This is a genomic window from Paenibacillus antri (assembly GCF_005765165.1).
GTDB lineage: Bacteria > Bacillota > Bacilli > Paenibacillales > YIM-B00363 > Paenibacillus_AE > Paenibacillus_AE antri.
The window spans coordinates 329,245-341,525 of the sequence record NZ_VCIW01000005.1; the positions used below are offsets into that span (position 1 = coordinate 329,245).

Sequence of the window (12,281 nt, forward strand, 5' to 3'; positions counted from 1 at the left end):
GACAGCGCTTTCTTCTCGATGTACACTTATGTCAACAAGGTCAATATACGTCACAAGATCAATATACTTCAAATCGTTCAATATGAAAATAAAGGAAGTTGATATCCAATGAAAGCTTTACACATTACCGAGCAGAACCGTTACGAAATTATCGACATCCAGCTCCCCGAACCGGAAGACGATCAAGTCACGGTACAAATCGAAATCGTCTCCACCTGTCCGCGCTGGGACATTCACATGATGGGCGGCAAGGACATGTTCGACGCAGGTCGGCGGCCCGACTATCCATTGCTTCCCGGGTTTCCGGGTCATGAGGCTGCGGGAACGGTCGTCGCGGCGGGAAACAAGGTGCGTACCTTGAAAGTAGGGGATCGAGTCGCCGCGCTCGAGCATATCGGCGGTAACGGGGCTTATGCGCAATATTTGAATTACCGAGAACAAGAGCTCATTAAACTGCCGGACGGGATCGAGTGGAAGCAAGCGGTATCGTTCGAGCTGCTGAAATGCGTATTAATCGGCTTACTGCAGTTCGGCAATATTACCGGAAAATCGATGCTCGTGTCCGGCCTCGGCCCGGCGGGGATGTTGGCGGTGCAGGCGGCGAAGCTGCTCGGAGCGTCGAACGTCACAGCCGTAGAAATTAACCGCGATCGAATCGAGCTCGTCAACCGGTTAGGAATCGGCACGGCGAAGCACCCGGATGAGCTCGGAGAGGAGCGTTTCGATTTAGGATACGATTGCGTCGGCGCTTCGGCTTCCGTGCAGCGGCTGCTCGAGCAGGTCGATTCCCATCTCATGATTTTCGGCGTATTAAAGGGCGAAGTCCGGTACGGCCAGCATCTTTGGTTGAAGGGTACGATTTTAGAATCTTATAAATATCGCCGGTTCGGCGAAGAAGACAAAGCGTTACTCATCGATCTCGTGTTAAACAAGGGGTTAAATACCGAATGCCTTCAGACGCACCATGTACCTTTCTACCGCTACGACGAGACGATTGAGCTACTGAAGAAACAAGAAGCGATTAAGGTGTACGCTTACCCCAAGACGGATTTCGTCGATTCCCTTACGGAGGATGAACATGCGAGCTGATGCGGTCGTATTTACCGGCGTAAGGCAGGTCCGCTTCATGGAAGTCGAGGTTCCGGATCCGGGGCCGGAGGATGTAGTCGTCGATTTGGTCTATTCCTGGATCAGCAACGGGACGGAATCCTCCTTCCTATATGGAGAGCGAGTTACCGGGGAACAAGCGCCGAGGCCGGGGGATGCATTGCCGTTCCCCCAGGTGGCCGGATACCAGAAGGTCGGGATCGTTCGGAGCGTCGGCGAATCCGTTAAGGACGTTGAGCCCGGAGACTGGGTATTCGCCTCCATTAGTAAGGTCAACGGAATGAAATTCGACTCGGGCGGGCATATCAACCCTTCCGTTACGCACAGAAGCCAGGTTTGGAAGCTTCCCGAAAGGGTCGAGCCGCTGGCGTACAGCGGGGCGGTGCTAACCCAGGTCGGGTACAACTGCGGTTTCCGCCCGGACGTCACCGCCGGCGACCAGGCCATCGTCATCGGCGACGGCATGGTAGGGCAATGGGCCGCCCAATCGCTCTCGCACCGGGGGGCGGAAGTTACGGTGCTAGGCCGGCACGATGCTCGGCTGTCATTGCTTCCCTCGCCGATCCGTTCCTTCAATACGCGGAAAGAGCCATTGTCCCGCTGGCTCGACGGGCGGAGGGATATCGCGGTCGTCGTCGACACCGTCGGGGACATGAACGCGTTCCGCGAAATCCAACCGGCCATGAAGTGGAACAGTCATTTCGTATCGGCCGGGTTCCTAGGAACCGAAGGAACGATCGATATTCAACAACTGCGCGCGCAGGAGATGACGCTTCACTGCCCGTCCGGGTGGACGAAACAACGTATGGACGAGACGATTGCCGGCATTCATGAGGGATGGCTTCAAACGCTTCCCCTGATTACTCATAAGTTTTCGGCCGCCGAGGCGGAGAATGCCTGGATGCTTATTATGGAAAAGTCGGAGCCGTTCCTCGGGGTTATCCTCGAATGGCGGAACAAGCCATAACGGCGAGAGGGGAGGGAAATAACGAATACATGATGAGCAAGCAGAAGTCCGAGTCGTTCGTGTTCGTAAAGGAAGACCCCCTGCCGCTTCGATATCGGCCGATTGCCGACCAGACGCTGGGGGTGAGGAAAAGTCCGCTCTCTTCGGACGCTAAGCACGTTCGGTTCGAGGAAGGGAAAGACTTCGTCGTCGACTACGACCAAGCAACGATTCGCCGAACGGAGGGAAGCCGGATTCCGGACGGTTCGCAGCACCCGATGTATGGCGTATCTCCGTTCGACCATACGCAATATCCGGATTACAGCAACCGCAATTATACCGTGTACGCGGATTACTGGACCGACGACCCGCGTACGGACGACCGGTTTACCGTGTCGGACGTCGAACGGTCCGCGTATTTGAAGCGAATCGCCCGCAAGCTTTCTTCCGGGGAAGAAGCGTTGTATGTCGTCTATGGGGACAGCATCAGCGCCGGCGGGGAAGCGAGCGAAGAACGGCTGGCGTATTACGGTCGATTCGCGGAAAGCTTGCGGCTCTTATTTCCGGAAGGGCGAATCAAGATCGTAAACAAGTCCGTCGGCGGAGAAGCCAGCGACGGCGGCGCAAGTCGGATCCTTGACGATGTGGTTCCCCGGCAGCCGGACTTGGTGTCCATCGGATACGGGATGAACGATCAAAATCGGCACCCGCACGGAAACTCGGTTCCGCTCAAGCTTTTCGAAAGCCATCTTCGATACATGGTCGAGACGCTCCGCAAGGAGTGCGGTTGCGATATCTTGCTGGTCACCCCTTGCGAGCCGAATCCGCACTGGGAACACGCAAGCGGTGCGACCCATCTGTACGCGGATACGATAAAGAAGCTAGGCGTCGAGTATGGCGTCGGCGTAGCAGATGCACACGCCTTATGGAATGAAGAGCTATCCGCAGGAAAAACGCCCGAGAGCCTGCTCTTGAACAATATTAACCATCCGAACGATTACGGTCACTGGATTTACAGCTGCGCATTCGCCTCCATGTTGAAGTTATGAATTCATAAATAGGAAGGGATGTCGAACCATGACCGAAAACCAAAACGCGGAAAAAGATTTGTTCCTTACGAGAAGGAAATTGTTGACGTCGATCGGGATGTTCGGCGTCGCCGCCGCTGCGGCCGGATTGGCCGGAGTCGCTCAAGCGGCGGAGGACGTCCAAGGAATCGGTGGCGAAAACTCGGAAAAGAAGAAGGATAATGCCGAAAGGCAGCTTCCGACGATCAACGTCGCCGAGTTGCGCGCCGTGAATACGACGCCCTCGCCGAACACGGTCTACTATGTAACGGACAAGGGACAAGAAGGCGTATTCGCGTACGATCAGACGGATGTAACGTCTCAAGACAATACGGGGACGATTCTCGTTACGGCGTCCGGGGCCAGATTCAAGCGGGTTTACGAAGGCGGTCTCAATATTAAGTGGTTCGGTGCGACAGGAGACGGCGTAACGGACGACACGGCGGCGATTCAGCAGTGCGCGAACGCGGCGCAAACCGGGACGGTGTATATTCCCGCAGGAGTGTTTAAGGTAACGTCGACCGTAATCATTCCTGAACTGACGTCGATTCAGGGCACGGGCTACGCCTCACAATTGTTAGGTTCCGCCTGCGATTGCTTGACGTTCACGGTCTCCAACGGACTATCGCCGGTCGTGGTCGAGAAGTTCGCTATATTCGGCAGCGATGCGACGAATTATACGGCCATTAACGTGCCGGGTACGGCTCAACTGCAGCGAACGACGGGCATTACCTTTTCCAATATTTACATAGCTTACTACGGTACCGGCATGAGCTTGCGCGGCGTATGGCATTCCAGAGTATACGGATGTTACATGAACGATGTCTGGAACGGCATCAAGGTGATCGGACAAAGCGTGAAGAACGTGATCGACAGCTGCCAGATTATACGAGGCGGCGGTACGATTACGGGAAGCGGCGATTCTATGGCGATCTACGTTGACGCTACGTTCGATTACGAACCCGGGGGGACTACGGAGCACAGGCCGGAAGACCTCGTCATCACGAAGACGCTCACATTCGGCTTCGATATGGGCGTGAACTGGGTTCGATGCCTATATGGCGTCATTACCGAGTGCGATTTCGACTATTGCCGAAAATACGGGATTAACTATTTGACGACGGAAGGCGGCCTCACGATCAGCAATAACTGGATCGCGCTGACGGAGGGAGCGGCTTTATATGGAATTTACGCGGGCAATTTCGGCGTACCCGGCTCCCTCGCATCCTGCCGAATCGAGCATAACACGATCGGTCATTACGGCGGTACGAATACGCAAGCGATCGGGATCAGCATCGGCTGGAATCAGAACAATACGACGATCGAAGGCAACTTTATCTCCGGCATGGTAGGGTACGATATTCTAGTAGATTTTGTCGAGAATGCCCACATCTCCGGCAATCGACTAGCGTCCGATGTAGCGACGTCGATTCGAGTCGTCAGCAACAAGCATCCGGTGTTCATCAACGGAAACCATGCGAAAGGCTCCATTGAATATGATCCGAATATCGACCAACTCTCGTTCAACGGCCAATATGTCAAAAACTCCGTCCCGGCTAGCGGAACATGGCGGAGAGGGGACACGGTATACAATACCGAGCCCGTGTTGATGAACGACAGGTATCTTATCGGTTGGTACCGATTAACGGACGGCACCGGGAACGCGCTTGGAACGGATTGGATCGAGATGAAAAGCTGACGTCGGGTTCCCGTCGGGGAAGAGCAGGTCGCAGCTGACGAGAAAGTGAACGCGCTGCAGAAATCATAAGATTTCCAAGGTCGACGGCGAGTTGCCGTCGGCCTTTCGTTATAAATTAACCATGGGAACAATTAACGGGTTAAATATCAATTGCTAACGAAAATTGCTATTGTACAAGTAAATAGCGATGAGCAACGCGTAGGGAGGTTTCGCCGAATGCCGATGTCCTGGAAGCGCGTGAAGGCGCGGTTGAATCAGTCCATTTTCAGCAGAATGGTCGTCACGTTCCTTCTCATTATCACTCCATTATATGTGCTTAGCATTGAAGTATATAAATGGGCGATCGAGACGCAGAAGCAGGATATTTCGAACACGATGCTCTCTCAAGTCGATTTTTACGTCGACAATTTCGAGAAGGAAATTCAAAGGATCAAGCTGCTCCAGTTTTACAGCACGAACGATCTAAATTTACAGTTATTGGCCTACCAGCCCGACTCGGTGGACGACTACGATAAGACGGTTGCGGTGACGCAGTTTCAACAATATTTGAAAGCGGTTGCCAGCAGCAGCTCGTATATTAAAAGCGTTAGTGCCTATTTTCCTACCATGAACCGAGTCGTTACTTCGGCGACCTTCGAGAGCTCTATTCCGAGAGACGAATTTAAGGTGTTAGATACGAATTCTTATTATTCGATAGACGCGCAAATGATTTACTGGAACAGCCGGATCTTCTTAAGCGTGTCGAATTTGTCGAATACGCCATTAGAGGCGAACGCGGGGAAGCGCACGCCTGCGTACATCATCGGCGTAGAGCTCGATCAGAAGACTCTGGAGAACGCTCTGAAGCAGTTCAACGATTACGAAAACGGCGGAGCCGTCATGATCGACCGCGACGCGAAGTTCGAGCTTGCGAGCACGAACCGAACGGAGACGAACCTGGAGATGATGAGCTATATCCGGAAAGCCGTCGCAGTCGAGAAGAGCGGTTCCTTTAATATCGAAATCGCGGGAGAGACGTATTGGGCCGTCTATACGAGCTCCGATTATCTCGGTCTTACTCTGTGCAAATTTATCCCCGAACGCGAAGTGCTGAAAAACTTCCAGAAATACTCTTACTGGCTTTGGGTGTTTACCGCGACGTCCGTGCTGCTGATTTTGCTATATTCCTTTTCTACGTATCGATTGATTTACAAGCCTCTGTCCATTCTCGTGAAAGCGTTCCGGAAAATGGAGAGAGGGGAAATGGAAGCTTCCATCACGCATCAAACCCACGATGAGTTCCGCTATTTATACGGCGCGTTCAATACGATGGTGTACAAAGTCAACACGCTGATCGAACAGGTATATAAACAAAAAATTCTCGCGCAGCATGCGCAGCTGAAGCAGCTGCAGACGCAAATCATCCCTCACTTCCTTTATAACAGCTACTTTATTTTGCACCGTATGGTCATTGACGAAGACAATGACCATGCGGCCCGATTTTCCCAGCTGCTCGGCAATTACCTGAAATTCATCACCCGGAGCGGCGAGGATGAGGTCATGCTGGACAGGGAGGTCGAGCATGCGCGAATCTATACGGAAATTGTAGGCATGCGCTTCGCCAATCGGCTGTCGCTCCGCTTCGAGGAACCCCCGCAAGCGTGCAAGCGCATCAAAGTTCCCCGACTCGTTATCCAGCCGATCATCGAGAACGCATTGGAGCACGGGCTTACGCATACGGCGAGCGGCGGGGTGTTGAATATTTCATTTTCCGAATCGGAGGGGGCGTTGGACGTGATCGTCGAGGATAACGGGACGGGGTTGACCGACGAAAGGTTGGAGCGGCTGTGCGAATCCTTGAACGAAAAACCCGGCATGGACGACGTCGAAACGACAGGCATTCAAAACATCCACCGGAGGCTGCGGTACCGGTTCGGCGCCGGCAGCGGATTGTTGCTGTCCCGAAGCGAGTTCGGAGGATTAAAGGCGGTGATTCGCGTTGCACATGGCGATGTATAAGCTGTTAATCGTGGACGACGAGCAGTTGATCGTGGATTGGTTGTACCGGCTGTTCGGCGGCTTACCGCGATTGAACTTGGATATTTACCGGGCGTATTCGGGGGAACAAGCCATGCATTGGCTGAACCGGACGAAAATCGATGTCGTGCTTACCGATATCCACATGCCGGGCATGGACGGCATGCGGCTGCTCGAAAACATCAAGAGCCGATGGCCCGACTGCAAGGTCGTATTTTTAACCGGATACAACCAATTCGAGTATGTGTATACGGCGATTAAGCACGACGGGGTGAGCTATTTATTGAAAACGGAAACCGACGAAGAAATCGTCGGCTCGGTCGAAAAAGCGATCGCGGAAGTAGAAAGAAGTTTCCGGGACGCGGAGCGGCTGGACAAGGTGAATCAGCAGGTCAACAAAGCGATTCCGCTGCTTCAGAAACAATATTTAAGTCATTTGCTCTGGGGGGATCAGGCGTTGCTTCCGGTGACGCAGGCGCAGTTAGACGATGCGGAGCTCCCGCTTCGGGCGGATCTTCCCGTCCTTGCGCTGCTCGGGCGAATGGACCATTATTCGGGACAATCGAACCGGCCAGAAAGAAATCGCCTGATCTACACCGTGAGGAGCGTAATCGAGGACGTGGCGTTTGAGCGGATGCATACCGCGTTCGTTCATGAGGAGCCGTACTTCATCTGGTTGTTCCAGCCCTCGGCGTCCGTTTCCGACTGGGAACAGGCGTGTCTGTACGTGAGGGAGATGCTGGACACCGCGCAGAGAATATGCGCGGAATCGCTCCATGTCGGTATGTCTTTCGCGCTGGGCAAGGGTACATGCGAATGGGGGATGGTCGCAGCGAAGGCGGAAGGGTTAAAGCGGCTGCTTAACTTCCGAATCGGTCCGAGCGGCGGCGTCATCGCGACCGAAGGCGACCCCGGCTCCGACGAATTCGACGGCAGCGGCTCCTACGGTCCGCCTCGGCCGGACAGTACCCTTTTGATCCAGCTGAACCGAATCGGGAAGCTCGCCAGCGCCTTGGAACGTGGGGACAAGGAAGAATTTTTCGACACGTTTTCCGAAGTCGCGGATTACTTAAAGGGGGTTCGCAATATACGGTACGCCCCTGCGTCAGAGGTGTATCTTTCGCTTTCCTTAAAGCTGATCTCGTATATCAACCGTTGGGGATTGGCTGAAACCCAGTTATGGCCCGGAGGGTTGGAACGGCTGACCCGGCTCGAATTCGACAGCTGGGCGGACGCGACCGATGAGTTGCGCGCCGTCGCGGAACAAATTTTCACGGTGCAAGCGCGCCATCTTGAGAACAGGGAAAGGGACACGATCCTGCGTGTACAGAAGTACATTTTCGAGCATCTGTCGGAGGACATTTCGTTGGTGAAGCTTGGGGAGCTGACTCATTTCAATCCGTCTTATTTATCTCGGTTGTTCAAACAAGTGACCGGGACTAACATTTCGGATCTGATTCATCAAGCTCGAATCGATAAGGCGAAGGAGCTGCTCGGCAATACCGCCATGAAAATCCAAGACGTATCGGCAGCCGTCGGATTCGACTCTCCGGCGTATTTCGCTAAGTTTTTCAAGAAATCGACTCAGATGACGCCGCAAGAATACCGCGACTCCGTTACATAAATGAAAACAAGTAAACAGAACGCTCGAAAGTAAAGAACGTCATATATAAAACGCTTACATTCATTTTTATAATTGGACCAAGAGGCCTCAAGACGTATTTAAGAATCTAGGAGGAATGGTATGAAGCTACGGCGCAACGCAAGATCGATCACGTTACCGCTCGCCGCTCTCGCAATCGCGACGGCCGCTTGCAGCACAGGCTCTTCGACCGGGGAAGAACCGACTCCGCCCGGCGGCGCCTCCGAGCCGTCCGCCGTTCCCGCAAGCGGTCCTCTAGATCCGTTCGAACCGGAAATTACGCTCACGAGCGTTAGGGCGGACCTCGGCACCAACTACAAATACGATCAAGGCGAGACGATCGACAACAACATATGGATTCAGGAATACAAGGAGAAGCTCGGCATTAACCTGTCGTATCAATGGGTCGTTCCGTCCGACCAATACCAACAGAAGTTCGGCGTCGCGCTCGCGTCGAACGATCTGCCGGACGTGCTTGACGTCGACATTAAGAACCTCAAGCTTCTGACGGAGAACGACGTCATCGCCGATCTCACCGACGTCTACGAGCAATACGCCACGCCGCTGACCAAGAGCGTGATCGAAGGCGACGGCGGGCTCATGCTAGGGACGGCGAAAATCGGCGGCAAGCTGATGGCGATCCCGGAAACGCTTTCGATGCTGGACAACGTCGAAATGATCTGGATTCGCAAAGACTGGCTCGAAAAGCTCAATTTGCCGGTCCCGACGACGATGGACGAACTGGTGAAGACAGCCGAAGCGTTCGTGACGCAGGACCCTGACGGGAACGGCCAAGCCGACACATACGGTTTCGCCTTCAATAAGGACGCCGTCCTCGGAACCGTTACCGGGTGGGCGGACATCGCACCGATCTTCTACGCGTTCCACGCGTATCCGAACGGCTGGATCAAGGACGATACGGGCAATCTCGTCAGCGGTACGATTCAACCTGAAGTGAAGACGACGCTAGCGTTCTTGAATGACTTATACAACCGGAAGATGATCGATCCGGAATTCGGCGTCAAAGACGGCACGAAAGTGGCCGAGTCGACGACGGCGGGGAAAATCGGCATCGCGTACGGAGCTATGTGGAACTCGATCTGGCCGCTGAACTCGAGCAAAGAAAACGCCGAAGACCCCGGCGAATGGATCCCGATTCCGCCGGTTTCGAGCGACGACAAGCCGGTCCTATCCCTGGTATCCAACCCGGCCGCGAACTACCACGTAGTCAACAAAAATTTCGAGCATCCGGAAGCATTGATCAAAATGATCAACCTTTGGGTTGAAAACACGATCGGTCCGAACGCGAACAACGACAAGTACGGCACGACGTTGGAAGGCAAGGAAGTATTCAAGATGTCCATGTTCCGGGTGTGGAAGCCGAAGCAAAACCTAGAAAGCTTCCAGGCGGTTCGGGGAGCGTTGGAGAAGAAAGATCCGACCGGGCTGAACAGCACCGACAAATCGAACTATGAAAAGGTGCTCGCGTACGAAGGCGGCGACGTCAAAAGCTGGGGGTACGCTTCCGTGTTCGGACCGGGAGGCTCGCAATCGATTCTGGAGCAAATCGATCAAAACAACCTTATGATTTTCAACGAATTTTATGGCGCGCCGACCCAATCGATGATCGACAAAGGCGCGACGCTAGGCAAGATGCAAAGCGAAACGTTCCTGAAAATTATTATGGGGAAGGAGCCGATCGACGAGTTCGACAACTTCGTGGAGCAGTGGAAAAAGCTGGGCGGAGACGACATTACGAAAGAAGTGAACGAGTGGTACCAATCGAATCAATAACTCCGTTGCGGAGCGGGGAAATACAGGGGGGAGTTGGTGCTGCCGACTTCCCTTTCTTCTCCCCTGCGGACGCGACCGGATCAAGGAGAGATGTCCATGCAGGCTGCAAGAAGGAAGGGGAAGAAGTGGATTCGGGAATCCCCCCTGCATCTCATGATGGTGCCGGGAATCATCCTGCTTCTGATCTTCAGCTACGGGCCCATGATCGGCGTGATCATGGCGTTCCAACGGTACAATGTCGTGAAAGGGTTCTTCGGTTCGGACTGGGTCGGACTCGACAACTTCGAGTTCATCCTGCAAATTCCCGACGTGCGTCAAGTATTTTGGAATACCGTGTTCATCGCGTTCATGAAAATCGTGGCCGGTTTGATCGTTCCGGTACTGCTCGCCCTGCTCTTGAACGAATTGCGGGCGAAATACGTTAAACGAAGCATCCAAACGATCATCTATCTTCCGTACTTTTTGTCTTGGGTGCTCCTCGCCGGCATTTTGATCGATATTTTGTCTCCGTCCGAAGGAATCGTCAATCAATTGTTATCCTGGTTCGGGATCGAGCCGATTTTCTTCCTCGGGAACGAGGACGTGTTCCCGTACATGCTCGTCACGACGCATGTGTGGAAGGAGGCCGGCTTCGGCACGATCATTTATTTGGCGGCTTTGACCGGCATCGACCCTACGCTGTACGAAGCCGCGATCGTCGACGGAGCGAATCGTTGGAGACAGACGTGGCACGTCACGCTGCCCGGCATTCTCCCGATCGTCGTTTTAATGACCGTATTAAGCCTCGGAGGCATTTTAAACGCGGGATTCGATCAAGTGTACAATCTGTACAACCCTCTCGTCTACAGCACCGGTGACATTATCGATACCATGGTCTACCGTATGGGACTGATCGAAAATCAATACAGCTTGGCCACGGCGATCGGGCTGTTTAAATCGGTCATCTCCGTCGTTCTCATCGTCGTATCGTATAAGCTGGCCGACAAATACGCGGGCTATCGCGTGTTATAGCAGAGGGGGGGGAATCGATGCAATACAAGATGTCTTTCGGTCGGTCGGTATTTGTCGCGTTCAATTACATCGTCTTAGTCGGGTTCGCCTTGTTATGCTTGCTGCCCATGGTTCATCTGCTCGCCATCTCCCTGAGCAGCGGCACGGCGGCGGCGGCAGGGTTCGTCACGCTATGGCCCGTCGACTTCACCTTCAAGGCCTACGAGTACGTAGCGAACAAGCCGGAGTTCACCCGATCGATGATCGTCTCGTTCCAGCGTGTGCTGATCGGCGTTCCGTTGGATATGCTGCTTACGCTCCTTATTGCGTATCCATTGTCCAAGGACGCGCGGACGCTCTCTTTCCGTAGAGGGTATATCGTATTTTTCATGATCACGATTTTGTTCGGAGGCGGTCTCATTCCCTGGTATATGGTCATCAAGATGACCGGCCTGCTCGACAGTATCTTCGCGCTCATTCTTCCCGGGGCGGTTTCCGTCTTCAACGTCATTTTATTGTTCAACTTCTTCCGGAACTTGCCGAAGGAGATCGAGGAAGCGGCTTATATCGACGGCGCGGGACACTGGTATACGTTATGGAAAATCTTCGTGCCGTTGTCGATGCCTGCGATCGCTACGTTAATCCTGTTCACCACCGTAGGCCACTGGAACAGCTGGTTCGACGGCATCATCCTAATGAATCGAACGGAAAATTATCCACTACAAAGCTACCTTCAAACCGTCGTCGTACAGCAAGGGTTGGAGCGGATGATCACGATTCAGGATACCGCCTTGCTTCAGGAGGTGTCCAACCGGACCAACAAGGCGGCGCAAATCTTTATCGGCGCCTTGCCGATTCTGCTCGTCTACCCGTTCCTGCAACGTTATTTCATGAGCGGTATCGTGCTCGGCAGCGTCAAGGGGTAATGGGAAAGGGAGCTGCATTGGGCGGTTCAGAATCCTATGAAGTCAATTCGCAGACCAGTGTCGCGAAATCACAGCAGGAAGAAAAAGCGCCTTC

The 12,281-nt window shown here is 53.7% G+C and carries 9 protein-coding genes; all 9 read left to right on the forward strand.

Translation table 11 applies throughout. From position 1 onward, the window contains the following. The first annotated feature begins 108 nt into the window (after positions 1–108). Positions 109–1,089, forward strand: coding sequence for a zinc-dependent alcohol dehydrogenase (locus FE782_RS11050; RefSeq protein WP_138194142.1), 981 nt, complete (start codon positions 109–111; stop codon positions 1,087–1,089). After that, a complete protein-coding gene (locus FE782_RS11055; RefSeq protein ID WP_138194143.1) occupies positions 1,079–2,074 on the forward strand; it encodes an MDR/zinc-dependent alcohol dehydrogenase-like family protein in 996 nt (331 codons plus the stop codon). Before FE782_RS11050 ends, FE782_RS11055 begins: the two co-directional genes overlap by 11 nt. Continuing rightward, positions 2,056–3,102, forward strand: a complete 1,047-nt coding sequence (locus tag FE782_RS11060) for an SGNH/GDSL hydrolase family protein (protein ID WP_138194144.1) — start codon at positions 2,056–2,058, stop codon at positions 3,100–3,102. The genes FE782_RS11055 and FE782_RS11060 overlap by 19 nt, the downstream gene beginning before the upstream one ends. 28 nt (positions 3,103–3,130) lie before the next feature. Further along, positions 3,131–4,819, forward strand: coding sequence for a putative phage tail protein (locus FE782_RS11065; RefSeq protein WP_138194145.1), 1,689 nt, complete (start codon positions 3,131–3,133; stop codon positions 4,817–4,819). Positions 4,820–5,035: 216 nt separating this feature from the next. Then, positions 5,036–6,817 (forward strand): sensor histidine kinase, encoded by a 1,782-nt coding sequence (locus tag FE782_RS11070; protein ID WP_138194146.1) that lies wholly within the window; start codon positions 5,036–5,038, stop codon positions 6,815–6,817. Continuing rightward, positions 6,804–8,459 (forward strand): response regulator, encoded by a 1,656-nt coding sequence (locus tag FE782_RS11075; protein WP_238392433.1) that lies wholly within the window; start codon positions 6,804–6,806, stop codon positions 8,457–8,459. Before FE782_RS11070 ends, FE782_RS11075 begins: the two co-directional genes overlap by 14 nt. Before the next feature lie 120 nt (positions 8,460–8,579). After that, positions 8,580–10,271 carry an extracellular solute-binding protein gene (locus tag FE782_RS11080; RefSeq protein ID WP_138194148.1) on the forward strand — a complete coding sequence of 564 codons (1,692 nt, stop codon included), beginning with the start codon at positions 8,580–8,582 and terminating at the stop codon, positions 10,269–10,271. 96 nt (positions 10,272–10,367) lie between these two features. After that, positions 10,368–11,282 (forward strand): ABC transporter permease, encoded by a 915-nt coding sequence (locus FE782_RS11085; RefSeq protein ID WP_138194149.1) that lies wholly within the window; start codon positions 10,368–10,370, stop codon positions 11,280–11,282. 17 nt (positions 11,283–11,299) lie between these two features. Further along, positions 11,300–12,187, forward strand: coding sequence for a carbohydrate ABC transporter permease (locus tag FE782_RS11090; protein WP_138194150.1), 888 nt, complete (start codon positions 11,300–11,302; stop codon positions 12,185–12,187). The last annotated feature ends 94 nt before the right edge of the window (positions 12,188–12,281 follow it).

Coding starts and splice junctions, on each gene's coding strand:
- FE782_RS11080 (WP_138194148.1), top strand. CDS start 8,580: ATGAAGCTACGGCGCAACGCAAGATCGATCACGTTACCGCTCGCCGCT.
- FE782_RS11070 (WP_138194146.1), top strand. CDS start 5,036: ATGCCGATGTCCTGGAAGCGCGTGAAGGCGCGGTTGAATCAGTCCATT.
- FE782_RS11085 (WP_138194149.1), top strand. CDS start 10,368: ATGCAGGCTGCAAGAAGGAAGGGGAAGAAGTGGATTCGGGAATCCCCC.
- FE782_RS11055 (WP_138194143.1), top strand. CDS start 1,079: ATGCGAGCTGATGCGGTCGTATTTACCGGCGTAAGGCAGGTCCGCTTC.
- FE782_RS11060 (WP_138194144.1), top strand. CDS start 2,056: ATGGCGGAACAAGCCATAACGGCGAGAGGGGAGGGAAATAACGAATAC.
- FE782_RS11050 (WP_138194142.1), top strand. CDS start 109: ATGAAAGCTTTACACATTACCGAGCAGAACCGTTACGAAATTATCGAC.
- FE782_RS11075 (WP_238392433.1), top strand. CDS start 6,804: ATGGCGATGTATAAGCTGTTAATCGTGGACGACGAGCAGTTGATCGTG.
- FE782_RS11090 (WP_138194150.1), top strand. CDS start 11,300: ATGCAATACAAGATGTCTTTCGGTCGGTCGGTATTTGTCGCGTTCAAT.
- FE782_RS11065 (WP_138194145.1), top strand. CDS start 3,131: ATGACCGAAAACCAAAACGCGGAAAAAGATTTGTTCCTTACGAGAAGG.